General features: G+C 64.3%; 28 protein-coding genes. 13 read left to right on the forward strand and 15 right to left on the reverse strand.

Going from position 1 to position 26,502, the window contains the following annotated elements:
- The first annotated feature begins 53 nt into the window (after positions 1-53).
- The 4 genes from HQN78_RS13485 to HQN78_RS13500 all read left to right on the forward strand — a co-directional run bounded on the left by HQN78_RS13485 (position 54) and on the right by HQN78_RS13500 (position 1,169).
- The gene (locus HQN78_RS13485; RefSeq protein ID WP_235084280.1) at positions 54-221 is read left to right on the forward strand and encodes a hypothetical protein; all 168 of its coding nucleotides are present in this window, start codon (positions 54-56) and stop codon (positions 219-221) included.
- A gap of 32 nt (positions 222-253) precedes the next feature.
- Entirely contained in the window at positions 254-424 is a 171-nt protein-coding gene (locus HQN78_RS13490) for a hypothetical protein (protein WP_199225798.1), read from the forward strand.
- Positions 425-575: 151 nt separating this feature from the next.
- Positions 576-761, forward strand: a complete 186-nt coding sequence (locus HQN78_RS13495; RefSeq protein WP_227107036.1) for a hypothetical protein — start codon at positions 576-578, stop codon at positions 759-761.
- Between the two features lie 243 nt (positions 762-1,004).
- Positions 1,005-1,169 (forward strand): hypothetical protein, encoded by a 165-nt coding sequence (locus HQN78_RS13500; RefSeq protein ID WP_227107035.1) that lies wholly within the window; start codon positions 1,005-1,007, stop codon positions 1,167-1,169.
- Between the two features lie 40 nt (positions 1,170-1,209).
- On the opposite strand, the gene HQN78_RS13505 is transcribed toward HQN78_RS13500, so the two are convergent.
- Positions 1,210-1,713, reverse strand: a complete 504-nt coding sequence (locus tag HQN78_RS13505; protein WP_235084282.1) for a GNAT family N-acetyltransferase — start codon at positions 1,711-1,713, stop codon at positions 1,210-1,212.
- Between the two features lie 170 nt (positions 1,714-1,883).
- On the opposite strand from HQN78_RS13505, the gene HQN78_RS13510 reads away from it, so the two are divergent.
- Both HQN78_RS13510 and HQN78_RS13515 read left to right on the forward strand, forming a co-directional pair.
- Complete coding sequence (locus HQN78_RS13510) at positions 1,884-2,435, forward strand: hydrolase (RefSeq protein WP_235084284.1); 552 nt, start codon at positions 1,884-1,886, stop codon at positions 2,433-2,435.
- A gap of 464 nt (positions 2,436-2,899) precedes the next feature.
- Positions 2,900-3,235: a DUF2322 family protein gene (locus HQN78_RS13515; protein WP_227107032.1), complete on the forward strand. Its 336-nt coding sequence runs from the start codon at positions 2,900-2,902 to the stop codon at positions 3,233-3,235.
- An 80-nt stretch (positions 3,236-3,315) separates the two neighbouring features.
- Here the strand turns inward: HQN78_RS13515 and rplI are convergent, their stop codons facing one another.
- From rplI to HQN78_RS13565, 10 genes are all read right to left on the reverse strand, one after another.
- Positions 3,316-3,765, reverse strand: a complete 450-nt coding sequence (rplI, locus tag HQN78_RS13520; protein ID WP_048410928.1) for a 50S ribosomal protein L9 — start codon at positions 3,763-3,765, stop codon at positions 3,316-3,318.
- Positions 3,766-3,787: 22 nt separating this feature from the next.
- On the reverse strand, positions 3,788-4,015 hold the full coding sequence (gene rpsR / locus HQN78_RS13525; protein WP_011137185.1) for a 30S ribosomal protein S18: 228 nt from the start codon (positions 4,013-4,015) through the stop codon (positions 3,788-3,790).
- A gap of 5 nt (positions 4,016-4,020) precedes the next feature.
- Positions 4,021-4,320 (reverse strand): primosomal replication protein N, encoded by a 300-nt coding sequence (priB, locus tag HQN78_RS13530; protein WP_048415985.1) that lies wholly within the window; start codon positions 4,318-4,320, stop codon positions 4,021-4,023.
- Positions 4,321-4,337: 17 nt separating this feature from the next.
- On the reverse strand, positions 4,338-4,715 hold the full coding sequence (gene rpsF, locus HQN78_RS13535) for a 30S ribosomal protein S6 (protein ID WP_048410930.1): 378 nt from the start codon (positions 4,713-4,715) through the stop codon (positions 4,338-4,340).
- Between the two features lie 313 nt (positions 4,716-5,028).
- Positions 5,029-5,331 carry a hypothetical protein gene (locus HQN78_RS13540; protein WP_048415984.1) on the reverse strand — a complete coding sequence of 101 codons (303 nt, stop codon included), beginning with the start codon at positions 5,329-5,331 and terminating at the stop codon, positions 5,029-5,031.
- A gap of 25 nt (positions 5,332-5,356) precedes the next feature.
- Complete coding sequence (locus HQN78_RS13545; protein WP_043632821.1) at positions 5,357-5,683, reverse strand: metal-sensitive transcriptional regulator; 327 nt, start codon at positions 5,681-5,683, stop codon at positions 5,357-5,359.
- A 91-nt stretch (positions 5,684-5,774) separates the two neighbouring features.
- Positions 5,775-6,788 carry a multicopper oxidase family protein gene (locus tag HQN78_RS13550; RefSeq protein WP_370646542.1) on the reverse strand — a complete coding sequence of 338 codons (1,014 nt, stop codon included), beginning with the start codon at positions 6,786-6,788 and terminating at the stop codon, positions 5,775-5,777.
- Entirely contained in the window at positions 6,707-7,276 is a 570-nt protein-coding gene (locus HQN78_RS13555; protein WP_235084300.1) for a multicopper oxidase domain-containing protein, read from the reverse strand. The genes HQN78_RS13550 and HQN78_RS13555 overlap by 82 nt, the downstream gene beginning before the upstream one ends.
- A gap of 179 nt (positions 7,277-7,455) precedes the next feature.
- Positions 7,456-8,211 (reverse strand): 23S rRNA (guanosine(2251)-2'-O)-methyltransferase RlmB, encoded by a 756-nt coding sequence (gene rlmB, locus HQN78_RS13560; RefSeq protein ID WP_107798213.1) that lies wholly within the window; start codon positions 8,209-8,211, stop codon positions 7,456-7,458.
- A 68-nt stretch (positions 8,212-8,279) separates the two neighbouring features.
- Positions 8,280-11,282 carry an EAL domain-containing protein gene (locus HQN78_RS13565; RefSeq protein WP_235084304.1) on the reverse strand — a complete coding sequence of 1,001 codons (3,003 nt, stop codon included), beginning with the start codon at positions 11,280-11,282 and terminating at the stop codon, positions 8,280-8,282.
- A 572-nt stretch (positions 11,283-11,854) separates the two neighbouring features.
- On the opposite strand from HQN78_RS13565, the gene mfd reads away from it, so the two are divergent.
- The 3 genes from mfd (at position 11,855) to xseA (ending at position 17,162) form a co-directional block, all read left to right on the forward strand.
- Positions 11,855-15,259: a transcription-repair coupling factor gene (mfd, locus tag HQN78_RS13570; protein WP_235084306.1), complete on the forward strand. Its 3,405-nt coding sequence runs from the start codon at positions 11,855-11,857 to the stop codon at positions 15,257-15,259.
- 374 nt (positions 15,260-15,633) lie between these two features.
- Positions 15,634-15,804 carry a hypothetical protein gene (locus HQN78_RS13575; RefSeq protein WP_235084308.1) on the forward strand — a complete coding sequence of 57 codons (171 nt, stop codon included), beginning with the start codon at positions 15,634-15,636 and terminating at the stop codon, positions 15,802-15,804.
- A gap of 5 nt (positions 15,805-15,809) precedes the next feature.
- Positions 15,810-17,162 (forward strand): exodeoxyribonuclease VII large subunit, encoded by a 1,353-nt coding sequence (gene xseA, locus HQN78_RS13580; RefSeq protein ID WP_235084312.1) that lies wholly within the window; start codon positions 15,810-15,812, stop codon positions 17,160-17,162.
- A 64-nt stretch (positions 17,163-17,226) separates the two neighbouring features.
- Here xseA and HQN78_RS13585 read toward each other — a convergent pair whose 3' ends face one another.
- Entirely contained in the window at positions 17,227-17,784 is a 558-nt protein-coding gene (locus HQN78_RS13585) for a GNAT family N-acetyltransferase (protein ID WP_107798210.1), read from the reverse strand.
- A gap of 148 nt (positions 17,785-17,932) precedes the next feature.
- Here HQN78_RS13585 and HQN78_RS13590 point away from each other — a divergent pair, with 148 nt between their 5' ends.
- On the forward strand, positions 17,933-18,700 hold the full coding sequence (locus tag HQN78_RS13590) for a hypothetical protein (RefSeq protein ID WP_227107023.1): 768 nt from the start codon (positions 17,933-17,935) through the stop codon (positions 18,698-18,700).
- A 99-nt stretch (positions 18,701-18,799) separates the two neighbouring features.
- Positions 18,800-19,180, forward strand: a complete 381-nt coding sequence (locus HQN78_RS13595) for a hypothetical protein (RefSeq protein ID WP_235084313.1) — start codon at positions 18,800-18,802, stop codon at positions 19,178-19,180.
- On the opposite strand, the gene HQN78_RS13600 is transcribed toward HQN78_RS13595, so the two are convergent.
- A complete protein-coding gene (locus HQN78_RS13600; protein ID WP_227107020.1) occupies positions 19,173-19,514 on the reverse strand; it encodes a DUF6616 family protein in 342 nt (113 codons plus the stop codon). The genes HQN78_RS13595 and HQN78_RS13600 overlap by 8 nt on opposite strands.
- 420 nt (positions 19,515-19,934) lie before the next feature.
- On the opposite strand from HQN78_RS13600, the gene HQN78_RS13605 reads away from it, so the two are divergent.
- Positions 19,935-20,378, forward strand: coding sequence for a hypothetical protein (locus HQN78_RS13605; protein WP_235084314.1), 444 nt, complete (start codon positions 19,935-19,937; stop codon positions 20,376-20,378).
- 53 nt (positions 20,379-20,431) lie between these two features.
- On the opposite strand, the gene HQN78_RS13610 is transcribed toward HQN78_RS13605, so the two are convergent.
- A complete protein-coding gene (locus HQN78_RS13610) occupies positions 20,432-21,829 on the reverse strand; it encodes an amino acid permease (protein WP_227107016.1) in 1,398 nt (465 codons plus the stop codon).
- A 484-nt stretch (positions 21,830-22,313) separates the two neighbouring features.
- Here HQN78_RS13610 and HQN78_RS13615 point away from each other — a divergent pair, with 484 nt between their 5' ends.
- The gene (locus HQN78_RS13615) at positions 22,314-23,711 is read left to right on the forward strand and encodes a methyl-accepting chemotaxis protein (RefSeq protein WP_235084316.1); all 1,398 of its coding nucleotides are present in this window, start codon (positions 22,314-22,316) and stop codon (positions 23,709-23,711) included.
- 60 nt (positions 23,712-23,771) lie between these two features.
- Here the strand turns inward: HQN78_RS13615 and adhE are convergent, their stop codons facing one another.
- Complete coding sequence (gene adhE, locus HQN78_RS13620) at positions 23,772-26,441, reverse strand: bifunctional acetaldehyde-CoA/alcohol dehydrogenase (protein WP_235084317.1); 2,670 nt, start codon at positions 26,439-26,441, stop codon at positions 23,772-23,774.
- Between the last annotated feature and the right edge of the window lie 61 nt (positions 26,442-26,502).

Below are 26,502 nucleotides of genomic sequence, written 5' to 3' on the forward strand. Positions count from 1 at the left end.
TTTTGAACATCCTCGCCGCCGCCAAGCCACTCAATCACACAAGGATTTTGACCATGTTGAAGCAAACTCTTATCGCTGCCCTGTCTCTGATCGTTCTGTCCGGCGCAGCCGCCGCCGGCGGCGAGGGCGCCGGCAACGCTCGTGAAATGCGCGAACGCATGCAAGCCCAGATCGACGCCAAGCAGGCCCAAACCTCGGCCCAGGCTCCGCAAGCCAAATAAGCGCCCATCCCACACTTTACAAGGAATTCACCATGTTGAAACACAGCCTTATCGCAGCCCTGTCCCTGATCGTTCTGTCCGGCGCCGCCACGGCCGGCGGTGAAGGCGCCGGCAACGCCCGTGAAATGCGCGAACGCATGAACGCCCAGATCGCCGCCAAGCAAGCGCCGACAGCGCCTCAAACCAGCCAGGCCGGCCGGTAATCCGGCTTTGTAAACGCCGTCAAAACTCATTAGCACACGCTCACAATCGTTTACCGCACTGCGGCAAAGCCCGCCATAGAATGTCGACTCAAGCCCTGCCGCCGGGCGCAGCAAGTCCGGCCCGGCCAGATCGCAATGAAAGGAAACCATCATGAAAAAGACCGTACTCACCGCGCTGTCCCTGATCATTCTGTCCGGCGCCGCCATGGCCGGCGGCGAAGGCGCCAGCAACGCCCGTGAAATGCGCGAGCGCATGGAGGCCCAGATCGCCGCCAAGCAAACCGCCGCGCAGCCAAGCGCGGCAGCCGGCGCTCAGACCAGCCAATCCGCCAGCTAAGATGGCGAACCGCCCCCTCCCGCCCGCGCTCCGCGGCGGGAGGCCAGGCCCCGCGAAACGCGATTCACACTCGTTTGCAAATTGATCACCGCCATGGCCGGACAAAGTCCCTGCCTTCACTAGAATTCAATGGCGATGCAGGCCGCCCAAACAGCGACAGGCTTCGCCAGGCCCGCAGCCGACCTCCGTCGACGCCCTGCGCCGAGCCGGTCGACCGGTCGATTTGCCATGAAAGGAAACATCATGCTGAAGAAAACCGTACTGACCACCCTGTCCCTGATCCTGCTGTCCGGCGCCGCGATGGCCGGCGAAGGATTGTCCAATATGTGGGAAATGCGCGCGCGCATGGACGCTCAGCTGCAAACGCAGCAGCCGGCGCCGCAAGCACAGGACGCCGCAGGCAAATAAGCGCGCAGCCACGCCAGCGCCCGCCCACGCGGGCGCTTCGTCATTCCGGCCGGCGCAAACGCGCCATGATCAAGGTGTCTTCATAACGGCCGGCGCGCAGTTGCTCCATCCGCCGCCTCCCTTCCAGTTCGAAACCGAATTTGCGATACAGGGCGATCGCCGGCTCGTTGTCGTGCACCACCGCCAGCTCCACTCGCAACAATCCCAACCAGTTGTCGGCCAGCTCCAGCAGCGCCCGCAACAAGGCGGAGCCCACGCCGTGGCCGTGCCAATCCGGATGCACGACGATGAACAGGCTGGCCGCGTGCCGGATGCGCGGACGCTCGTCGCCTATCAGGCCGGCATTGCCTATCACCCGCCCTTCGGCGTTGCAGGCCACCAGGGAATGCACATGCGGCGGCGTGTGCGCCAGCTTCCGCCGCCAGTCCTCAACCGATTGGTAGGGCAGTTGCAAAGTATTGGCCACCACCTCCTCCAACACCATCATCGCCGCCAAGACGGGCGCGTCTTCCGGCTCCACCTTGCGGATATGCAGTCCATCCACGATTCACCTCCTGTCGATTATTGCGATTCGGCCTTTGAGTCATCATCAACGGAACGGGATGAAGCCGGCAAGCGAAAATGACAAAAGGATTTCGGCGCGGCGCAAGCCCGCGTCAAAACAGGTATCCTGAATGCTGCGACAAACCCCTCACACGCCCCAAGGAGCGCATTATGCTGATGCACAAGGAGTTGGCCAGCCTGCTGGTGGTGGACGTCCAGGAAAAACTCGCGCCGGCGGTCGTCGACGCGGCCGGCATGGCGGCGCGCTGCCGCTGGCTGATCAGCATGGCCGGCGACCACGGCCTGCCGGTGGTGTTTTCGGAGCAATATCCGCGCGGCCTGGGCCACACCCTGCCCGAGCTGCTCGCCCAGACGCCGGAACCCAAGGTGGTCGAGAAGACCCATTTTTCCTGCGTCGCCGCCCACTGTCTGCCGGACGCCGTGCTGGCCCGGCCGCAAGTCATCGTCTGCGGCATGGAAGCGCATGTTTGCGTGCTGCAAACCGTGCTGGAACTGCTGGAGCTGGATAAGCGGGTCTTCGTGGTGGCGGACGCGGTGTCCAGCCGCAAGGCATCCGACATTGAACTGGGCTTGCAAAGGATGCGCGATGCCGGGGCCGTCATCGTCAGCAAGGAGATGGTGCTGTTCGAATGCTTGCGCCAGGCCGGCAGCGAGCACTTCAAGCGGATGAGCCAGCGCTATCTGGTGGGCGAGCAGCCCTGATGCGCTGAAAATGAAACGGGGTCGCCGGCTTCGCCGATCGACCCCGATCCAAGGCGGCTTTGCCGCTCTCTTATCCCCTTTGGAGACTGGCGCGAGACGCCGGGCCATGCCCTGACGTCACCAGATCGCTTTATAGTTAGCAATTGCCGTGCCAAGTTAACAATCACAGGCCAAGCCTTTGATTCATTAACAAATCCGCAACACAAAATCATCCAAAGCATGGTGTAATGAAGAGCTGTCGGCATACATTGCACCAAATCAAGGCAAGATGCCAGAGCGGCCGCACCAAAAATGTGCAATGCGCGACAGCCGGCTGAACTTTCTCAGCCGGCCCGCCGCCTAATACCCGGCCACACTGGAACGGTCTTGCATCCGGCCCGGCCCGACGCCGCGGCCCATGCGCAACGCCCCCTCAACGGGCCGCCCCGGCGGCCCGCCACGATAACGACAATAGGAAACACATCATGCAAGCAAGCGCTTTCAAGGACATCCTCAACACCCTGCCCGCCGTCGACGACATTCGCGCCATCGTGCTGCTGGACGCCAGCGGCGAGCCGGTCGGCCGGCTGGACAATCAGCCCGGCACCGCCGGCTCGGTGCGCGTCTACCACGCCCTGATCAAGACCCACGGCCATATCGACCGCAAGGCCGCGCGCGAGGGACTGGCGCTTTACGCCGAACACACGCCGGACGCGCGCGCCAATCCGGGCAAACACCCCAATATCGACCGCCTGCTGTCCATCGCCGAGGCCGACGCGCCCGGCTTGCGCGCGCGCCTGGTGCTGAGCCAGGACGATTGATCCGTGCCCCGGCGCGCGCCCAAACAAAAAGCCCGCTCGAATGAGCGGGCTTTTTGATAAAGCGTTCCTGAAAACAGGAATTAAGCTTCGGCAACCACCACGATCTTGATCGGGGTCACGACGTCGTGATGCAGAGCGATCTCGATGTCGTACTCGCCGATGGCCTTGAACGGGCCGTTCGGCAGGCGAACTTCGGTGCGCTTAACCGCAACGCCGAAGGCGGTCACGGCTTCAGCCACGTCGGCGTTGGTCACGGAACCGAACAGACGGCCGTCAACGCCGGCTTTCTGAGCGATGGTGACAACGGCTTCGTTCAGCTTCTCGGCGCGGACCTTGGCGTCGGCCAGGATCTCGGCTTGCTTGGCTTCCAGTTCGGCGCGACGAGCTTCGAACTGTTTCAGGTTGGCTTCGGTAGCGCGCTTGGCTTTGCCTTGCGGGATCAGGAAGTTACGACCGTAACCATCCTTGACTTTAACCACATCACCCAGTTGACCCAGGTTGGCAACTTTTTCGAGCAGAATGATTTGCATCTTTTAAGTTCCTTTTCCCGGCTTAGTGCTGGTCGGTGTACGGCAGGAAGGCCAGGAAGCGAGCACGCTTGATAGCGGTGGTCAGCTGACGCTGGTAGCGGGCCTTGGTGCCGGTGATGCGAGCCGGAATGATTTTGCCGTTTTCGGCGATGAAGTCTTTCAGGAGATCAACGGATTTGTAGTCGATTTCCTTGATGCCTTCTGCCGTGAAGCGGCAGAACTTCTTGCGCTTGAAGAGTTGACGAGCCATTTTGACTAACCTTTTACAAATTCAACATATTCGATATTGAGCACTAACCGCGGATTCCTGAGGCTGCGCTGGGACAGAAAGCCGGTGAGATTCACCGTGTTTCCCGCCAGTTTCCCGGAAAACTTCCGGGCGTCTTCGCCTATCAGCACGGCCTGTATTTCGCAGGCCACATCCCGATCAAAACCGTGAGCTGTCTGTCTGGACTGATGCTTGAGCCACATTTCCAACACCGGCAAGCCGGCGGGCGTGTATCTCAGCGCATCCTCTCGGTCGACCGTGGCGGTCAGCGCCAGACGGTTCTGCAAGACTTTGCTCCGGCCAATTAGGCGGAAGCTTCAGCCTCGGCTGCCGGCTGCTGGGCGTCCAGCAGGTTCTTGGCCTTTTCGTCCTTCATCATCGGGGACGCTTCGGTAACCGCGCGCTCCAGCTTGATGGTCAGGTGACGCAGAACAGCGTCGTTGAACTTGAAGGCGTGTTCGATTTCGGCCAGGGTCTCGGACTGGCACTCTACGTTCATCAGAACGTAGTGAGCCTTGTGCAGCTTCTGGATTGGGTAAGCCAGTTGACGGCGGCCCCAGTCTTCCAGACGGTGGATCTTGCCCTCAGCGGCCAGAACCATGCCCTTGTAGCGCTCGATCATGGCCGGAACCTGTTCGCTCTGGTCCGGGTGGACGATGAACACGATTTCGTAATGACGCATGTTAACTCCTTGTGGCTATTGAAGCCTTTTGCCATGCAGTTGCAAAAGGCAAGGGGTTGAAACCGCAGCATTCTACGCGCTAAGCCGGCGGCAGGCAAATAAATCAGGGGCTTCCGCGCGGAACGGCGGCAAGGCTGTGGCGAAGACGGGATTCGGAATCCGCCCCAAGTCGCGGTTCAAAGCCTCTCAAGCGAGGGCGAGACAAGGCGAAAACGAGCGAAAAAGCGGAATGTACGAGGGGGGTACATGAGCATTCTGAACTCGTACTCACCGTACAACGCTTCACGACGCGCAGCAGACTTTGAACAGGTTCTCAGAGCTTTTTGTCGCGGGAGATATCCACCACCACCCCATTGCTCAGCGTCACCGTGGTGGTATAGGGCACGGCGTCGTTGGCGAGCCAGGACAGCGAGCGGGTGCTGGTTTCCACCACCGCGTTGGCGTCCTTGGTTTTGACCGTGGGGCCGTTGCTGCTGTAATCGGGCGCGCCGGCCTGGGACACCAGTTCGGCCTCGGACATGCCCTTGTGCAGCTTGATGTAGACCTCGAACGGAATCGGCCCCGCCGCGGCCAGCGCGGAAGCGAGGGACAACAGGACGGCGAGCGGGGTTTTCATGTGCATTCCTTTGCGGCGACGCGGCTCAGCGCACTTTTTTGACCACGTCTATCAGTTCGGTGACCATGCCGGTGGCGTCGCCCTGATGCAGCGCGCGCGCCACGCAGCCTTTCATGTGATTTTCCAGCAATTGCATCGACACCGCGTCCAGCGCCGACTTGACCGCGGCCACCTGGGTCAGGATGTCCACGCAATAACGGTCCGCCTCCACCATGCCGCTGATGCCGCGCACCTGACCCTCGATGCGCGCCAAACGCTTGATCAGCGCGCTCTTGCCCGGCTGCACCACGGTTTTGTCGGAAAGCGGGGCCGCTGCGTCGCAACAGCCGTCCTGCGGTTTTTCTTGCGTCATGTCCATCCTAATCCAAGCGGGTTCAAAGCGAGCCCGGCCGCCGTCCGGCGGGCCGGGCTGCGGCCATTGTGACGCAGTTGCGCGCGGCCGCCTAGGCCTCCACCCGCAGCATGCCCATCATCCCCGCGTCTTCGTGCTCGAGGATGTGGCAATGGAACATGCGCAGGCCCGGCATGTCCTGGCGGAAACGCAGCCGCAGCGTCTCGCCGGCGGAGACGTTGGCCACGTCGCGCCAGGCCAGGAACGGTTCTTCGCGCCAGACGCCGTCCTTGCGGCGCGCCAGCGCCTGGAACTGGGTGCCGTGAATGTGGAAGGGGTGGTCCATATCGGCCTCGTTCACGACCTCCCACTCCTCCACCGCCCCCACCTTGCCCAGGAAGTCCGCCCGCTCCATGTCGAAGGTCTTGCCGTTGATCAGGAACATCGCGGCGGGATTGGCCATGTCTTCGGACAGCACCACCCTGCGCCGCACCGCCGGCGCGCCCAGGGGCTGGATTTCGCGCAGCCGCTCAGGCAGCGGCGCCGTGGTTTTGGCGACGGCGCCCCGGCGCAGCTCCAGCAGCGTCAGACTCGCGTCCTGCTCGGCCGACATCATCTTGCCGCGCCGATACGGCAGGGCCAGCAGGCCGGCGCCGTGGCCGGGCGCGAAGCGTCCGGTCACCACCAGCTCGGCGCGGCCGCCGGGCGGCAACGTCAGGCTGTCAATGCGTCGCGGCCGCTGCAGCAGGCCGCCGTCGCTGCCCACCAGTTCCAGTTCGTGGCCGGGCAGGGCCAGCTTGAGCACGCGCGCGCTGCTGGCGTTCCAGACCCGCCAGCGCTGGCGCTCGCCGACGCCCAGCGTCAGATGCGGCCGCCAGGCGCCGTTGACCAGCAGGAACTGGCCTTCGCGGCCGTCCATGCGATCGGCTTCGCTATTGGCCGCGATCTTGCCGTCGGCGTCCAGCTTCAGGTCCGACAACACCAGTCTTTGCTCCGGCAGATGCGCCAGCGGATCGCTGCGGCTCTTGACCACGAACACGCCGGCTAGTCCCCTATACACCTGCTCGGCGGTATGTCCGTGCGGGTGCGGGTGATACCAGTAACTGCCGGCGCAGCCCTGCGGCAAAGTAAAGCGGTATTCGCGGCTCCCCCCGGCGGCACCGGGTCTTGCGGATTGCCGTCCTGGTCCGCCGGAATCGGCAGGCCGTGCCAATGAATGGTGGTGGGCTGGGACAGGCGGTTTTCGAAATGCAGCCGCAATTCGTCGCCTTCGAACACTTCTATCGTCGGCCCCGGCACCTGGCCGTTATAGCTCCAGAACACGGTGGCGGGCTTGCCGGGCAACAGCGGCAGCGCCTGCGCGCCGGCGCTGAGCGCCGCGCTGAACACGCCGGGCAAGGCGCTCTGGTTGCGCAACAGCGGCAGGGCCGGCAAAGCCAGGCCCGCCGGCAGGCCCAAAGCGGCCGCGGCCGGCATCGTCTCCGCCGCCGCGCCCATGCCGCCATGTCCCATCGCCGCGTGATCGACGGCGGGCGGCTGCGCCGCCCAGGCCTGCCGCAACAACGGAACCAGAGCCAACGCCGCGCCGGCGCCGATGAATCCACGTCTATCCATCACTGCACTCCCCCTCTCGCAAATAGGATACCCAGGTAAGGTATCAACAAGACTGCGGCGGCGCCAGATCGGTTCCGTATTCTGTCTACTTTTTTAGGCTCGCATCTGATTACAGTCAAACCCCGCGCCCAAGAAAAAGCCCCCGAGGACGGGGGCTTGGCGGTGCGGGCGGCCAGGGCTCAATCGGCCTTGGCCTGCGCCAGCGTGCGCTGGCGGCGGCTTTCCGACAGCACCATGCCGGCGGACACCGACACGTTCAGGCTTTCCACCGTGCCGAACATCGGGATGGACACCAGCACGTCGCAGTGCTCGCGGGTCAAGCGGCGCATGCCCTCGCCTTCCGAGCCCATCACCCAGGCCAGCGGGCCGGCGGCGTCGCAGTGGTAGAGGTCGGTATCCGCCTCCATGGTGGTGCCGGCGATCCAGATCCCGGCGTCTTTCAAGTCGCGCAGCGTGCGCGCCAGATTGGTGACCGTGAGATAGGGAATCACCTCGGCGGCGCCGCACGCCACCTTGGACACGGTGGCGTTGAGGCCGGCGGAACGGTCCTTGGGCGCGATCACCGCGTGCGCGCCCATCGCGTCCGCCACCCGCAGGCAGGCGCCCAGATTGTGCGGATCGGTGACGCCGTCCAGGATCAGCAACAAGGGAGGTTCGCTCAGATTGTCCAGCACGTCGTCCAGGTGCACGAAGTTGCGGCTGGCGTCTATCATCGCCGCCACGCCCTGGTGGCGGGCGTTGCCGCTCATGCTGTCCAGGCGTTCCTTGTCGACGATGTGCAGCTTGATGCCCTCCTCGGCGGCCTTGTCCAGCACAGCCTTGGCGCGGGCGTCGTGGCGGCCGCCGGCCAGCCAGACTTCCAGCAGGCTCTTGGGGTTCTGCCACAGACGGGCATTGATGGCGTGAAAGCCGTGGATCAGGCGTTTGTTGCTCATGGCGATTCTCTAATGACAATCCCGCCATTTTAGAGCGCGCGGCGGTTCAGGGCAAAACCGGCTTGCGTTCAGCTGCCCAGCACCTCCACGCCGGACATCAGCCCGAGCTGCCGCTGCTCGCCCACGGCGACGATGCCGGCCAGCAAGGCAGGCAATTCCGCCGCCGGCACCGGGCGGCCGAAGTGATAGCCCTGCAGCAAGGCGCAGCCCTTGCTGGTGAGGAATTGCGCCTGGCGCTCGCTCTCCACGCCCTCCGCCACCACCTGGAACTGCAGCTTGCGCGCCATCGCCAGAATGGCTTCGGCGATGGCGGCGTTGTCGCCGTCGTCCGGCAGGCCTTCGACGAAGGATTGATCGATCTTCAAGGTATCCAGCGGAAAACGCTTCAGATGGGACAGCGAGGAGTAACCGGTGCCGAAATCGTCGATGGACAGCCCCACGCCCAGCGCCTTCAATTCGCCCAGCTGGCGCACCGCCTCGCCGGGGTTGAGCATGATCATGCTTTCGGTGATTTCCAGCTCCAGCCGCGCCGCGGACAGGCCCGCCGCCCGCAACGCCTCCGCCACCTTGAGCGGCAGCAGCTGCTGTTCGAACTGGCGCGCGGACAAATTCACCGCCAGCCGCGGCACCGCCACGCCCTGACGGTCCCAGACCGCCAATTGGCGGCAGGCTTCCTGCAGCACCCAGTCGCCTATGGGCTTGATCAGGCCGGTTTCCTCCGCCAGCGGGATGAAGCGGCCCGGCGGCACCAGGCCCAGTTGCGGATGGCGCCAGCGGATCAGCGCTTCCGCGCCCAGCACCCGGCGGCTGACCGCGTCCACCTGCGGCTGGTAATGCAGTTCCAGCTCGCCGCGCTCCAGCGCCAGCCTCAGGCCGTTCTCCAGCAATAGGCGTTCGAAGGTCTGGGTGTTCATTTCCGCGGCGAAGAACTGGTAAGTGTTCTTGCCTGCTTCCTTGGCGCGGTACATCGCCACGTCGGCGTTCTTGAGCAGGGTCTGAGCGTCGGTGCCGTCATTGGGGTAGACGCTGATGCCTATGCTGCCGGTGACGTAGACCTCGTGGTTTTCCAGCCGCAGCGGCTGGCCCAGCGCCGCCAGCGTGTCCTCGGCGGCGGTCACCAGCGCGGCGGCGTCCTTGAAGCCGGTCATCACCAGGGTGAACTCGTCGCCGCCCAGCCGCGCCAGCAGGCCGCGCGCCCCCACCGCCCGTTGCAGGCGCAACGCCGTCTCGCGCAACAACTCGTCGCCGGCCTGATGGCCAAAGGAGTCGTTGATCAGTTTGAAACGGTCCAGGTCGATGAACATCACCGCCAGCGAGCCGCTGGCGCAATCCAGGCTGATGATGGCCTCGTCCAGACGCGTGGTCAGGCTGCTGCGGTTGGGCAGCTGCGTCAGCGGATCGTGATTGGCCAGAAACTGCAGACGTTCCTCGGACTGCTTGCGCAGGGTGATGTCGGAGAACACCGCCACGTAATTGCTGAGCGCGCCGCCTGCGTCGCGCACCGCCGAGATCGCCAGCTCGGCCGGATACCACTCGCCGCTCTTGCGGCGGTCCAGCATCTCGCCCTGCCAATGGCCGCCGCCCGCCAGCGCCTCCAGCATCGCCTGCCGGCTCAGCTGTTTCTGATCGCCAAAAATGCGCGACACCTTGCCCAGCGCCTCGGCCTCGGCGTAACCGGTGATGCCGCTGAAGGCGTGGTTGACCGCGATGATGCGCGCCTCGGCGTCCATCAGCAGAATGCCTTCCGCCGAGTTTTCGAACACCTTGGCCGCCAGCCGCAGATTGGCGTCCGCCGCCAGCCGTTCGGAAACATCCATCACCACGCCGATGATGGCCTTCTTGCCCTCGTAGTCGAACAGCCGGCTGTGGATTTCCACGTCCACCACCACGCCGTCCTGGCGCACCGCGCGGGTGCCGTATTGCAGCACCGCGATGTTCTCGCGGTAACGCTTGACGATTTGTTGGCGGATGCGCGCGGCCTCGCCCGGCACCAGCAGTTGCTCCAGCCCCATGCCCTCCATTTCCTTGGGCTGATAACCGATGATGGCGGCCAGCTTGGGGTTGGCGTAGATCAGCTTCTCGTCCTGCAGGATGTAGATGCCCACCAGCGATTGCTCCACCAGCGCGCGGTAACGCTCCTCCGTTTCGCGCTTGGCTTTCTGCTCCTGACGGGTTTGGGTGATGTCGGTGTCCACGCTGCCCACCCCGGCCGGGCGGCCATGGGCGTCGAACAAGGGAAACTTGGTGACCAGCAAATGGCTGAGCACGCCGTTGAACAGAAAGCTCTCCTCGAACTGGCGCGGCTCCAGGCAGGACAGCACCACCGCGTCCTGCTCGCGGATCTGGGCGGCGTCCTGCTCGTCGAACAGCTCCTCCACCGTTAGACCCTGCATGCCCTGAGGCGCGCGCCCCACCCGGCGCGCATAGGCGGCGTTGGCCAGCAGAAACCGGCCGTCCAGCCCTTTAAGCGACATCATATTGGGACTGTTGTTGACCAGGGACTCCACCCGCGCGCGAAACTCGCGCAGCGCGCTCTCGTTCTGACGATGGCCGTCGGCCAAGACCGATACCAGCAGGGTTGCGCAACTCAAGGCCAGGGTCAGCGCCACCTCACTGGCGCCGTTGAGCACGCTGGCGTGCATGGTCAGCTCCGGCGCCAGCACGTATAGCGACAGCAGGCCGAGCACCCAGGCCCCCACCAGCGCCGCGCCGCGGAAACCGACGCGGAAGGCCGCCCACAGCATCAGCGGGAAAAACAGCAATTGGCAGGGCAGCGAATAGGCGACACTGCTGCCCAGCAGGCTGAACCACATCACGCTGGCCAGGGCCAGGATCAGGGCGGTTTCCAAGACCTGGCGCCGCGTCGGCGGCGCGCCGGACGCGTACAAGGCCGGCGGCGCGCACAAGGACAGGGCCAGGCCGGACACGCCCCAGGCCTGCGCCGCCCACGACCACAAGCCCTCCATGCCGAACCAGCGCCAGCCGGCGCCGGCGGCCAGGCCGGCCAAAAGCACCGAGGGATAGCAGGCGAGCCGCAGCAGCAGCCGCAGCAAGTCCGCCGGCTGACGCACCGCCAGCCCCCGCGCAGGCCGGCCGCGTACAGGCCGGGCGCCAGCGCGTACAGGCTGATCAGCAGCAGGGCCGCCCATTGCGGCGGCGACCATTGCGCCGCCAGCGCGGCGGCGGCCAGCGGCCACCACCAGGACTGGCGCCAGCCGCGACGCAAAAAACGATAGCTCCATACACCGTGGGCGAGGAAGGCCGCCAGCGAAAATCCCAATACCGGCTCGCGCGGCCAAAAAGCCGTGCACGCCAAAAACCCCAGAAACACCGCCGCGTCCCGGCAAGCCGATCCGACTGTCACGCCACCCCGCCCCCATTCGCGCCGGCGCCCCGCCGCGCGCCGAAATTAATTTTGCATTAACAAATCAAGCGCATATATGCCAAACGAAAAACAAAATCACCCGGCTGACATACAATATATGCAATTGCCGGATGCAGCCAGACAATGACGATGAAAATATTCACCCCGCCGGACACAAGCGACGCCCGCCCAGCGCAAGCCGGGTAAACGGCGCGTGCCGGACGGCTGCTATAATCCCGAAACCGCCAAGCCCGAAACCGCCAAAACTAGTGAAGCAGCATGCTGGATAACCTCCCGCGGATCCCTCCCGCCAGTCAGAAAACTCGTCACGGACGCCTGCCCGCCGGGCTGGACGCCAACATCGTCGCCCGCCTCGCCGCAGAGCGGCGTCCGCTGCTCATCCTCGCCGCCGACGCGCAATCGGCGCAGCGCCTGCAAGCCGAAGCTCCGTTCTTCGCGCCCTCGCTGCGCGTGGCGCTGCTGCCGGACTGGGAGACCCTGCCCTACGACCATTTCTCCCCACACGGCGAACTGGTCAGCGAGCGGCTGGCCACCTTGTGGCAGATCCATCAGCGCGAATGCGATGTGATCATCGCCCCGGTCAGCACCGCGATGACGCGGCTGGCGCCGATCGGCTATCTGCTGGGACGCACCTTCTTCCTGCAGGCCAAACAGCGGCTCGATGTGGAGCAGCTGCGCGCCAATATGGTCACCGCCGGTTACCACCACGTCACCCAGGTGATGGCCCCGGGCGAATTCTCCATCCGCGGCGGTCTGATCGATCTCTTCCCGATGGGATCGGCGCTGCCCTACCGCATCGATCTGTTCGACGACGAAATCGACAGCCTGCGCACCTTCGACCCGGACAATCAGCGCACCCTGTACCCGGTGCCGGAAATCCGCCTGCTGCCGGCGCGGGAATACCCGGCGGATGAAAGCGGGGTCACCGCCTTCCGCCAGCGCTACCGCGAGCGCATCGAAGGCGACCCCAGCAAGAGCCGCATTTACAAAGACGTCTCCCAGGGCCTGTGGCCGGCCGGCATCGAATACTTCCTGCCGCTGTTCTTCGACGACACCGCTACGCTGTTCGACTACCTGGGCGAAGACGCGCTGATCGTGTTGCACCACGATGTGCAACAGGCCGCCCAGGTCTTCTGGCAAGACGTGGAAAGCCGCTACGACATGGCGCGCGGCGACACCGAGCGCCCGGTGCTGCCGCCAGCCGACATCTTCCTGCGCCCGGACGAACTGATGGCGCGGCTCAAGCCTTACGCCCGCGTGGAACTGGCCGGCGACGGCGAACTGGCGGAAGGCTGCGCCCCGCTGCCGGAACTGGCGGTGGAGCGCCGCGCCGAACAACCGCTGCACAAGCTGGACGCCTTCATCCGCAGCGGCGGGCAACGCATCCTGATCACCGTGGAAAGCCTGGGCCGCCGCGAAACCGTCCACCAGTTCCTGCAAGAGCACGGCATCAAGCCGCGCCCGGTGGACGGCTGGGCCGAGTTCATCGCCGGCGACATGCCGCTGGCGCTGAGCGTGGCCCCGCTCTACACCGGCTTCGCCCTGCCCGGCGCCGGCATCGCCGTGGTCACCGAATCCGAGCTCTACCAGCATGTGGCGCGCAGCCACACCCGCCGCAAGAGCGCGCGCGCCGGCTCCGACTCCATGCTGCGCGACCTGGCCGAGGTCAAGGCCGGCGACCCGGTGGTGCACGAACAGCACGGCATCGGCCGCTACGTCGGCCTGGTGTCCATGGACCTGGGCGAAGGCGAAACCGAGCTGATGCAGCTGGAGTACGCCGACAGCGCCACCCTCTACGTGCCGGTCAGCCAGCTGCATCTGATTTCCCGTTACGCCGGCGGCGCGGCGGACCAGATCCACCTGCACAAGCTGGGCAACCCGGCCTGGGAGAAAGCCAAGAAGCGCGCCGCGGAAAAAGCCCGCGACACCGCCGCCGAGCTGCTCAACCTCTACGCCCAGCGCGCCGCGCGTGAAGGCCACAGCTTCAGCCTGTCCCACCACGACTACGAAGCCTTCGCCGCCGGTTTCGGCTTCGAGGAAACCCCGGACCAGGCCAGCGCCATCGAAGCCGTGGTGCAGGACATGTGCTCCGGCAAACCGATGGACCGCCTGGTCTGCGGCGACGTCGGCTTCGGCAAAACCGAAGTCGCGCTGCGCGCCGCCTTCGTCGCCGTCCTCGGCGGCAAACAGGTGGCGGTGCTGGTGCCCACCACCTTGCTGGCGGAACAGCACTTCCAGAACTTCTCCGACCGCTTCGCCGACTGGCCGGTGAAAATCGCCGAACTGTCCCGCTTCCGCAGCGCCAAGGAAAGCAAGGCCGCGCTGGCCGGCCTGGCCGACGGCGGCGTGGACATCGTCATCGGCACCCACAAGCTGGTGCAGCCGGACATCCAGTTCAAGAACCTGGGCCTGGTCATCATCGACGAGGAACATCGTTTCGGCGTGCGCCAGAAAGAACAGCTGAAGCGGCTGCGCGCCAATGTGGACGTGCTGACGCTGACCGCGACGCCGATTCCGCGCACGTTGTCGATGGCGCTGGAAGGCCTGCGCGACTTCTCCGTCATCGCCACCGCCCCCAGCCGCCGGCTGGCGGTGAAAACCTTCGTCAGCCCGATGGCCAACGGCGTGATCCGCGAAGCGGTGCTGCGCGAACTCAAACGCGGCGGCCAGGTGTTCTTCCTGCACAACGAGGTGGACACCATAGAAAACATGCGGGAAAAGCTGGCGGAGCTGGTGCCGGAAGCCCGCATCGGCGTAGCCCACGGCCAGCTGCGCGAACGCGAGCTGGAACAAGTGATGCGCGACTTCCTGCAGCAGCGCTTCAATGTGCTGCTGTGCTCCACCATTATTGAAACCGGCATCGACATCCCCAACGCCAACACCATCCTGATCAACCGCGCCGATAAGTTCGGCCTGGCCCAGCTGCACCAGCTGCGCGGCCGCGTAGGCCGCAGCCACCATCAGGCCTACGCCTATCTGCTGACGCCGGACGGCATCACCAAGGACGCGATGAAACGGCTGGAAGCCATCCAGATGTCCGAGGAACTGGGCGCCGGCTTCTACCTGGCGATGCACGATCTGGAAATCCGCGGCGCCGGCGAAGTGCTGGGCGAAGGCCAGTCCGGCGAGATGCAGGAAGTGGGCTTCTCCCTGTTCACCGAAATGCTCAAGCAGGCGGTGCGCGATCTCAAGAAAGGCCGCACCCCGGACCTGGACGCGCCGCTGGGCGTCACCACCGAAATCAATATGCACAGCCCGGCCCTGCTGCCGGACGGCTATTGCCCCGACGTGCACGAGCGGCTGGTGCTCTACAAGCGGCTGGCCACTTGCGAGAGCGAACAGGAAATTGACGATATCCACGAAGAACTGATAGACCGCTTCGGCCTGCCGCCGCAAACCGTCAAGACCCTGATAGACAGCCACCGCCTGCGTCTGCTGGCCAAGCCCTTGGGCGTGCAAAAGCTGGATGCCAGCGAAGTGGCCATCCAGGTCCACTTTGCCAAGAACCCTCCGATAGACCCGATGAAAATCATCCAGCTGCTGCAAACCAAGCGCAACTACAGGCTGGCGGGACAGGACAAGCTGCGCGTGGAGGCCGATATTCAGGACGTGGCGCTGCGCGTGGTCAGGGTCAAGGAACTGTTGAAGGAGTTAAGCTCCTAAAGTCTGTCGCGCGGCCTCGCGCAACGGCGAGGGCCGGGCAATGCCCATGCGCCAAACACGCATGCCGCTTTCCCGGTCCCGGCGCCTTTATCGCTCAGGCTAGCAAGAGACTACACCCACTTTGGGATGGCAAACGCCCGGCGCAGCCAGGCGGCCGGCAAGCCAATCCAAAGGCATAATGAAGCGACAATGCCAAGCCTTCGGCATGGCCTGCGGACGAAAGAAGAAAGCGCTTACTTGAGCAACATCAAGATAAACGAGGACAGCGACTCTGAGGCAAAAAGCCTTGCCCCTTGTTTTTACAGGAAAAAATAGCGTCACAGGATTGAAACCGAAAACCCTGTGGATAACTTTGTTGATAAAACTGTGCAAATATGCTCTCAAGCCAAGCGCCAAGCCGTTTTGAGCTGAAAGCCGCCCTGGATAAGAAAACAATCAAGTCATTGATTTTATTGATTTTTTTAGAGATATCAAACGCTACGCAAGCCAAGTTGCAACTCGCTTTAGCTGAAAATATTTTCCACCCACCGCTGTGGATCACTTGACAATCATGTTTTTTACCGCACCTCAGAACGACGTCATCAGCGTCTCCTCCCTCAACCGCATGGCGCGCGATCTGCTGGAAAGCGGACTGCCGCCGATGTGGATAGGCGGCGAAATTTCCAACCTCACCCTGGCCGCGTCCGGGCACGCCTATTTCTCCCTGAAAGACGGCGGCGCCCAAGTGCGCTGCGTGATGTTCCGCGGCAAAGTGTCGCAACTGCCCTTCCGCCCGGCGGAAGGCATGCAGGTGGAGCTCAAGGGCACCGTCACCCTGTACGAGGCCCGCGGCGACTTCCAGATCAACGTCGACCAGATGCGCTCCGCCGGACTGGGCCGTTTGTACGAGGCTTTTGAAAAACTCAAGGCCAAGCTGCAGGCGGAAGGCTTGTTCAACCCGGCGAGCAAACGCCCGCTGCCGGTCCACCCCGCCGCCATCGGCATCGTCACCTCGCCCGCCGCCGCCGCGCTGCGCGACGTGGTCAGCACGCTGCGCCGGCGCATGCCCTCCATCCCGCTGATTCTCTACCCGGCCCAGGTGCAGGGCGAAGGCTCGGCCCAGCAAGTGGCCGACGCCATCCGCCGCGCCGGCGAACGGCGCGAGGTGGACGTGCTCATCGTCTGCCGCGGCGGCGGCAGCATCGAGGACTTGTGGTCGTTCAACGAGGAAATCGTCGCCCGCGCGGTGGCCGCCAGCCCCATTCCCACCGTCAGCGGCGTCGGCCACGAAACCGACTTCACCATCTGCGACTTCGTCGCCGACAAACGCGCGCCCACGCCCACAGCCGCCGCGGAACTGGTGTCCCCCAGCCGCGAGCACCTGAACGCTCAGCTCGAAACCGCCAAGCGCGGCCTGGAGCGCGCGCTCGGCCGCCTGCTGACCGACAAATCCCAGCAGCTGGACTATCTGGCGCGCCGGCTGGCCCACCCCGGCGAAAAGCTGCAACGCCAGCGCGAAGCGCTGCAGCGCCAGCAAGAGCGGCTGCAACGCCGGCTGGGCAGCCTGTTCGAACAACGGCGTTGGGCGCTGCAACTGGCGGACAGCAAGCTGCAGCGCCGTCAGCCGGACCTGGCCCAAACCGCGCAAACGCTGGACCGGCTGCAAACCCGGCTGCAGCGCGCGCGTCGTGATCTGCTCAACCGGCAGGCCCAGAAACTGGACACCCTGGCCGCCACCCTGCTGGCGCTCAATCCGGAAGCGGTGCTGGCCCGCGGCTACGCCATCGTGCAAAAACAGGACGGCACCGCGGTCAAATCCCCGGCGGAACTGCGCGACCGCGAACGCGTCAGCCTACGCCTGGCCGAGGGCAGCACCGAGGCCGTGATCGACCATCCGCAAGGCGCGCAGCCCAGCTTGTTCTGACGCCCCCGGCGCCCGCGCAGGCCGGCGCCGGCGGAAAGCCGCACGCCCCCATTGCCGCTTCCGATCAGAAATATCCAAGAGGACGCTCAGCCAGCGCCAGCATGGCGTCCTCCCACAGCTCCGGCGCGCATAGCATCATCCCCAGCGCATCGCCGCGCGCTTGCGAAGCCTCAGGCAAGACTCGGAAGCCAAAGCGTCGATAAAACTCGCAGTGGATATCGGCGTACAGCAAAAACACCTCCGCCAAACTTTGTTCTCGGTAGGCGCTCAACACTTCCTTCAAAAATAGGCTGGCAAAGCCCTGACCACGCCTGGCGGGCGCCGTGGCGATCGAACCGATGCCAACTGCCTCCCGTTCCGCCAGCGACGGCAAGCGATAGGCAATCGCCGAACACAGCAAGCTTCCATCCGTATCCGCCAACACATGCCAGCTGCCGCGTCGATACTTATGCGAATCCCGGCAGATTCGCAAATACTCGGCCTCGGAGCAGCCCTCGCCCCAAACATCCCGGCCCATCAGATAAACCGCCTCCATCTCCTCCGCAACCGCCGCCCGCAAGAGCAGACCGTTGCCATGCCGGGCCGGCAATGCCGGCGCCGGGCTTAAAGCTTCAAGCGCCATCCTCTCCCCAATCAATGCTGGCCGGACATGACCAAAGTCTCGCAGGCCCAAGCAATTTATGCGCTTGGACTCAAGCTATGCTAGCATCCGGCCCTAGCGCGGCCCGCGCCCGCAACCATCCCCCTCCAGCCACCGCCAGGGAAGCCCCATGTCGCCAGTACACAAATGGGAAATCACCGTCGCCGCCGGCGGCTACTATCCCGATCTCGCTCATCATTTCTTCGGCAACGACATCGATCTGGGCTACGAGAACGACCACATCGGCATGCAGTTCTACGCCTATTCGCGCCACATCGACGAACTGGACGATCCCGATCACGTATCCGAACGCCTCTACAGCCTGCAACTGCTGCTCAACGGCGCCTTGCGCGCCGCCGCCGGCTGCGTGAGCAGCATGCCCATCCAGTTTCTGGGCTTCAGCGCTTATGAGAACGGCTGCAGCTATCCCGTCAGCGCGCACCGGATCGAAGAAGACCCGTTCAGCCGCAACCCCAGGATCGACCAGATCCACACCCGTTACGAAGATCCGCGCCAGCGCTACCCGTCCTACCTGCTCTACCTGGCCAAGCGCGACCCCTGTCTGCGCGATCTGCTCTTCCTGCTGGGCCTGATTTCCACCAACACCACGCTGGAAAAAGTGCTGGCCTGGAGCACGCTGTACAAGATACTGGACAGCGTCAAACACTACGCCAAGGAGATCGACGCCGGCATCGACGCCTTCGCGGATCCGGAACAGCTCAGCCTGTTCACCGCCGCCTGCAACAACACCAGCATCCTGGGCATCTACGCCCGCCACGGCGCGTCGGAAAACCCGCCGCCCAAGCGCGCGCTCACCAATATCGACGACGCCAGCGCGCTGATCGCGGGCATGACCGCCCGCTTCTGCCGCTGCTATATCGCCGCCAAATATCCCTGAGCCGCGCAAGCCGCGCGCCATGCCCGCCGCCCGCGGCCGCAGCTGCGCGACGACGCCGACCCCCATGAGGATATCGCTTACCAGATCCACCTGAACGACGTGTCGGTCAGCGCTGACATCCCGCCCAATGAACCACGGTCTATTCCGCGGATTGAAAACGGCAAGGGCATCGCCACCTTCGCCGGCCTGCTGCCCGGCGGCACATGGTCGGTGGCCGTGGCTGGCGGCGAGCGGCCTAACCCGCTGCAAGAAGGCATGACCGTCACCATCGCCGGCACCAATGTCGCCACCGGCAAGCCCTTCCACATTCCGGCGGTCTTCGAGACCAAGGAAACCGGCGATCCCGCCGAGTTCGTGGAGTGGCGCGTGCTGCGGGAACGGCAAGCGGAACGGCCGGCTGTCCGCCGGCCGCCTTTGACGTCTCTTTGCGGACGACAACCCAAGCTGCCGTCCGCAACGGTTTCCAAAGCGCTTACTTGACTTGCAGCAGGTCCGCCAGATGCACGTCCACGCCGCCGGCCGCGCCCACCGCGTTGACGTGATCGAAATAATCGTACCAGCCGCTGGCGCGGATGCCGGCCAGCATCCCCTCACAGGCCTCTTGGTCAGGCAGGCTCCACACGCCCAGGAAGCGATAGGGCGCCGCCTGATCGGCGTCGGCCGCGATCTGGCTCAAGGTCAGCAGTTGAATGCCCAGGCCGGGCAGCGCCTCGATATTGCTTTTGACCTGATCCAGGAAGTCGGTGCGGTGCAAAAAACTCAAGGCCAGCCAAGCCGGCTTCGGGCTGTACAATTCCACCAGATAATGCGCCATAGAAAATCTCCGTGAGTGTGAACGGCCTAAGAACCTGTTTACGATCTGCTGCGCGTCGTGGAGCCTTACACGGTGAGCACGCCTTCGAAATGCTCATGTACCACGTGTACATTCCGCTTTCTCAGCCGTTTTCGCCTTGCCTCGCCTTAGCTCGCGAGATCGTAAACAGGTTCTAAGCCGCGGCCTGCTGATTAAGCCGCGCGCCGCTTCGCCTGTCATTGCATCTTATTGCCAGCTGAAAAACTTTAATGTTATAAAAAGCATCCGCCCGCTCCCATTGAAATTTACAGGAGCGGCGTTCAGCCACCGCGGCCACGGCCGCGCCAGCCAATTCCCCCAACAAGAGCATTCCGCGCGCCCCTCCCTGCCTGGCAGCAGCCGGGCGCCAGCGGCATTGCCACCGCAGGACAAAGATCCATCATGCAGTGTAGACACGCCCTATTGCTGTCGCTGGCCGCCTTGAGCGCGAGCCTGGCGGCGGCGCCTCTGCCTTCTTACGACTTCGCCGTCAAAGACCCTTGGGAGACGCGCGCCAAGCCGTCGATGAAGGCGAAGGACAAAACCGATAAAGCGCTCAAGTACAAGGGCGCGGTGCAATTGAAGAACCTGGACGCCGGTCCGGATTTCTCGGTCAAGGCCGAAATACGCAGCCCCAGCCTGCTGGAGCGGCGGCAAAGAGAGCAAATGCAGCATTGCGTCGGCGTCAACCCGCCGCCGGGCTGCCCCGGCTTCAACCCGCTGCCGCGCTGCTTCGGTCAGAGCGACTGCGGGCAGCACGCGCCGCCGCCGGCCCATCCGCTCAGCGGCCCCACGCGGCAGCAAGCCGGCGATTACTTGCTGAGCGGCAGCTGGCTGCCGCGCTAAGACGCAAAAAAGCCCGCTCCAAGAGAGCGGGCTGACAAGACGGCGGCGCGCGCTCAGCGAGCGTTCTGCGCCAGCCGCGCCACTTCCTCGGCGCTGCGCTTGTTGTAGCCCAACAGATAATAGGCCACCACCAGGAAGGCCAGCCAACCCGGGCCGATGATCAAGGCGATGCGGGTATCCGGGAAATAGGCCATCAAGCCCACCACCAGGATCAGGAAGCCCATGGCGATGTAGGAGCCATACGGCCATAACGGCATCTTGTAGGCCAGCGCCGCCAGCTGCTCGCGGCTCAAGGTGCGGCGGAAACGCAGCTGGGCCAGCAGGATGATCACCCAGGTCCAGATCGCGCCGAAGGTGGAGATCGCGGTCAGCCAGGTGAACACTTCCTTGGGCGCCAGATAGTTGAGCAGCACGCCCACCAACAGCGCGAACACCGACATCAGCAAGGCGAACACCGGCACGCCCTGACGCGACACTTTGGCGAAGATGGGCAGCGCCTGCTGTTGCTGGGCCAGGTTGTACAACATGCGGCCGGTGCTGAAAATGCCGCTATTGCACGAGGACAGCGCGGCGGTGAGCACCACGAAGTTGATGATGCCGGCGGCGGCGGGGATGCCCAACTGCTCGAAAGTGAGCACGAAGGGGCTGCCGCGGGTGCCCAGCTCGTTCCACGGATAAATCGCCAGGATGACGAACAGCGCGCCGATGTAGAAAATCAGGATGCGCCAGAACACCGAATCCACGGCGCGGGCCAGCGCTTTCTTCGGGTTCTTGGCTTCGCCGGCGGTCAGGCCCAGCATTTCCACGCCCAGGTAGGCGAACATCACCATTTGCAGCGACATCAGCACGCCGCCAAAGCCGTTGGGCATGAAGCCGCCGTGGCTCCACAGATTGGAGATGCCGGTGGCCACGCCGCCGTGTCCCAGGCCGAACACGATCATGCCCAGGCCGCCGATGATCATCAGCACGATGGTGACGATCTTGATCAGCGCGAACCAGAACTCGAATTCGCCATAGGCCTTGACCGCGATGAAGTTGACGCCGCCCATGGCCACCAGCGCGGCCAGCGCCCAGTACCAGGCCGGAATGTCCGGGAACCAGATGCCCATATAGACGCCGACGGCGGTGATTTCCGCCATGCAGGTCACCAGCCACAGAAACCAGTAATTCCAGCCGGTCAGGTAGCCGGCCAAGGGGCCGAGGTAATCCAGCGCGTAGCGGCTGAATGAGCCGGCCACCGGATTGTGGATGGCCATTTCGCCCAGCGCGCGCATGATGAGGAAGATGGCGAAACCGCCCAGGGCGTAAGCCAGCATGATGGCGGGGCCGGCCATCTTGATGGCGGTGGCCGATCCCAGAAACAGGCCGACGCCGATGGTGGCGCCCAAGGCCATGAGGTTGATATGCCGCTCTTCCAAACCCCGGTGCAGGGTGTCTTGAGCAGGTTGCATAGTTGCTCCTTTAACTGTCTTTGTATTGCGTAAGGGTTGTGGCCTTGGCGCTTAAAGCCTGTTCAAAGCGTCGCGTGCAAGAGCGAGACAAGGCGAAAACGGCCGAGAAAGCGCACGGCGCACAAGGCACATCGGCGTTTCGCAGCGGAACTCGCCGCGCCAGCTTTCACGAAGCGCAGCAAACTTTGAACAGGTAAACGGCAGCGCCGCCGCCGGTGCTATGGCTTTGGATTGTCGTTATGGCCCATAACACATGGGGGTCGAGATTACCTCAAGACCCTTGTCATGTCATGTTTCAGAATATACATGCGCGCAAAAGGCATAAACGCGACGCTTTGTGATCAAGCGTCCCCGCTTAATGCCATAAGGATTTAACGCAAGCCCCGCCGCCGTTTCCGCCGCCGGCATCCGGCGGCCCGGCCCAAGCCGACAGGTGCTATCAATAAAGCGTTGAATCGGTTTATCGAGCCGGGAGCATGCACCCATGCGGCACCACAGCATCAGCCTGAAGCTCAACCTGGCCTTCATGCTCATCATGTCCGCCCTGCTGGCGGCCTTCGGCGCGCTGGACTATTGGCGCACCCAACAGGAATTGCGCCAGGAACTGGACGGAGAAATCGCCGCGATCAGCGCGCGGCTGGCGGCGAATCTGGCCGGACCCATGTGGAATTTCGACAGCGCCCAAGGCTTGCGGGTGCTGGAGGCGGAGATGGGCAAACACGCGCTCCGCGGCGTGTTCGTCCGCGACGCCAACGGCGTTCCCTTCGCCGGCTACCGCCGCGAGGCCGACGGCTCGCTGCTGCGCGGCGCCGCGCCGGCGCCGGACGCGGACCTGACGCGCGAACGCGCCGTGGTCTTTCACGACGGCGCGACCGCGCGCGTCGTCGGCAAGCTGAGCCTGCAAGTGTCCACGGAAGAAATCCGCGAGAAGCTGCGCGCGGTGCTGTGGCGGGTGACGGCGGAAATCCTGCTGCTGGACCTGGTCACCGTCCTGGTGCTGTCCCTGCTGGTGCGCCGCCTGCTGCACCGGCCCATCCGCGAGGTGAGCCAGGCGCTGCACGCCATCGCCGACGGCGATCTGACCGCGCCGCCGCGCTACGCCAGCCAGGACGAACTGGGCGATCTGGCCGAATCCACTCGCCGGCTGGTCGCCAAGCTGGCCGGCATTCTGGCGCATATCGACGCTTTTTCCTCGGACCTGGCCAACGCCGCGCGCCAGATCAGCCAGGCGGTGGACACCCTGAGCCAGCAAGCGTCGGAGCAGGCCAACAACATCGACAAGAACAGCGCCAGCCTGGAACAGATTTCCGCCTTCGTCTGGAAGAACCGGGACGACGCCCGCACCACGGATCAGATGGCCAGCGACAGCAGCAGGCACGCGGCGGCCGGCGGCCAGGCGGTGGACGAGACCATCGCCGCGATGTGGGACATCGCCAACAAGGTGCTGATCATCGACGACATCGCCTACCAGACCAATCTGCTGGCGCTGAACGCGGCGATCGAGGCGGCGCGCGCCGGCGAACACGGCCGCGGTTTCGCGGTGGTGGCCGGCGAAGTGCGCAAGCTGGCGGCGCGCAGCCAGCAGGCGGCCAAGGAAATCAGCCAGCTGACGCAAAGCAGCGTGCGCCGCGCCGAACACGCGGGCGAACTGTTCAATCAGATGTTGCCGACGATACAGAGCACCGCCAGCTTCGTGCAGGAAATCAATCAGTCCTCCAACCAGCAGGCGCAGCGGGTGGAACAGATCAATCAGGGCGTCAGCGAAATCAGCCGTTCCATGCAGGCCAACGCCGCGGCGTCGGAACAGCTGACCGCCACCGCGCGCGGCATGAGCGAGCAGGCGGTGGAGCTGGCGCAGACCATAGGTTATTTCAAGTACTGAGCCGCGCCGTGAAAAAGCCGCCGGGCTGAGGCGCGGCGGCTTGACGGACGGCGGCGGGACTCACACCGCCTTGAGCTTGCCCTTGGCCGGGCGCGCCTCGGACTTGGCTTCGGCGCCCGCTTCGCGCTCCCAGCTTTCCTTGTAGGCGCGGCCGTAATAGCTGTCCAACAGCAGCTGCTTCAGTTCGCTGATCAGCGGATAGCGCGGGTTGGCGCCGGTGCACTGGTCGTCAAAGGCGGCTTCCGCCAGCAAGTCCACCTTGGCCAGGAAATCCGCCTCGGCCACGCCGGCGGCCTGGATGGACGCCGGAATGTCCAGCGTGCGCTTGAGCTCGTCCACCCACTCGATCAGCTTCTCCACCCGCTCGTGGTCGCGGCTGGCTTCCAGGCCCAGATGGCGGGCGATTTCAGCGTAGCGCGCCACGCTCTTGGGCCGATCGTACTGGCTGAAGGCGGTCTGCTTGGTCGGCACGTCGGCCGCGTTGTAGCGGATCACATTGCTGATCAAGAGCGCGTTGGCCAGACCGTGGGCCAGGCCGAACTCGGCGCCTATCTTGTGCGCCATCGAGTGGCAGACGCCGAGGAAGGCGTTGGCGAAGGCGATGCCGGCGATGGTGGCGGCGTTGTGCACCTGCTCGCGCGCCTTGGGGTCTCCGGCGCCGTTGCGGTAGGCGGACGGCAGATAGTCCTTGAGCATCTTCAAGGCCTGCAAGGCCTGAGGGTCGGAATACTCGTTGGCCATCACCGAGGCGTAGGCCTCCAGCGCGTGGGTCACCGCGTCGATGCCGCCGAAGGCGGTCAGCGACTTGGGCATATTCATCACCAGATTGGCGTCGACAATCGCCATGTTCGGCGTCAGCTCGTAGTCGGCGATCGGGTATTTGACCCCGGTGTTCTCGTCGGTGACCACGGCGAACGGCGTCACTTCCGAACCGGTGCCGGAGGTGGTGGGCACAGCCACCAACTCCGCCTTGCGCCCCAGTTTGGGGAACTGGTAGATCCGTTTGCGGATGTCCATGAAGCGCAGCGCCAGGTCTTCGAAATGCACTTCCGGGTGTTCGTACATCACCCAGATGATCTTGGCCGCGTCCATGGGCGAACCGCCGCCCAAGGCCATGATCACGTCCGGCTTGAAGGCGTGGGCCAGGTCCGCGCCCTTGCGCACCACCGCCAGCGTGGGATCGGCCGGCACCTCGAAGAACACTTCAACCTCCAGACCCATTTTCTTCAGCAGGCGGATGGGCTCGTCGACGAAGCCGTTGTCGAACAGATACTGGCCGGTGACGATCAGACAGCGGCGTTTGCCGGACAGATCCTCCAAGGCCACCGGCAGGCAGCCGCGGCGGAAGTAAATCGACTTGGGCAGCTTATGCCACAACATGTTCTCCGCCCTCTTGGCCACGGTTTTCTTGTTGATCAGGTGCTTGGGTCCGACGTTCTCCGAGATCGAGTTGCCGCCCCAGGAGCCGCAGCCCAGCGTCAACGACGGCGCCAGGCTGAAGTTGTAGAGGTCGCCGATGCCGCCTTGGGACGACGGCGTGTTGATCAGGATGCGCGCGGTCTTCATCTTGTCGCCGAAGTAGCGGATGCGCTCGCCTTGCAGATCCTGGTCGGTGTACAGCGCCGAGGTGTGGCCGATGCCGCCCATCGCCACCAGCGCCGCGGCCTTGTCGCAAGCGTCGATGAAATCGCCGGCGCGGTACATCGCCAGCGTCGGCGACAGCTTTTCATGCGCAAAGGCCTCGGCGGCGGACACATCGCTGACTTCGCCGATCAGCACCTTGGTGGCCGGCGGCGCTTCGATGCCGGCCATCGCGGCGATCTTGTCCGCGCTCTGGCCGACGATGGCGGCGTTGAGGCTGCCGTCCTGCAGAATCACCTTGCGCACCGCCTCCGCTTCGCGCTTGGACAGGATGTAGCCGCCGTGCTTGGCGAAGCGCTCGCGCACCGCCTCGTAGATTTCATCGACGATGATGACGGACTGCTCGGACGCGCAGACCACGCCGTTGTCGAAAGTCTTGGACATCAGGATGGAGGCGACGGCGCGCTTGATGTCGGCGGTCTCGTCTATCACCGCCGGGGTGTTGCCGGCGCCCACGCCGATGGCGGGCTTGCCGGAAGAATAGGCGGCGCGCACCATGCCCGGCCCGCCGGTGGCCAGGATCAGATTGAGGTCGGGGTGGTGCATCAGCTGATTGGACAGCGCCACCGAGGGCTCGTCTATCCAGCCTATGATGTCCGGCGGCGCGCCGGCCGCCACCGCCGCCTGCAACACCAGCCGCGCCGCCTCGCAAGTGGAACGCTTGGCGCGCGGGTGCGGCGAGAAAATGATGCCGTTGCGCGTTTTCAAAGAGATCAGCGCCTTGAAGATGGCGGTGGAGGTGGGATTGGTGGTGGGCACGATGCCGCAGATCAGGCCGATGGGCTCGGCGATGGTGATGGTGCCGAAGGTGTCGTCCTCGGCCAGCACGCCGCAGGTTTTATCGTCCTTGTACTTGTTGTAGATGTATTCGGAGGCGAAGTGGTTTTTGATCACCTTGTCCTCCAGCACGCCCATGCCGGTTTCCGCCACCGCCATCTTGGCCAGCGGTATCCGCGCGTCCGCGGCGGCCAGCGCCGCGGAGCGGAAGATGTGGTCCACCTGCTCCTGGCTGAAGCCGGCAAACGCGGCCTGCGCCTTTTTCACCCGCGCCACCAGCGCGTCCAGTTCCAGTTCATTGCCAACGGTCATTTCAAGTCTCCCAAACAGTTAAACCTGTCGCAGCGAGAGAATGACTAATTAGTGACATTTT

The sequence above is a fragment of the Chromobacterium sp. Beijing genome, assembly GCF_021496765.1.
GTDB lineage: Bacteria > Pseudomonadota > Gammaproteobacteria > Burkholderiales > Chromobacteriaceae > Chromobacterium.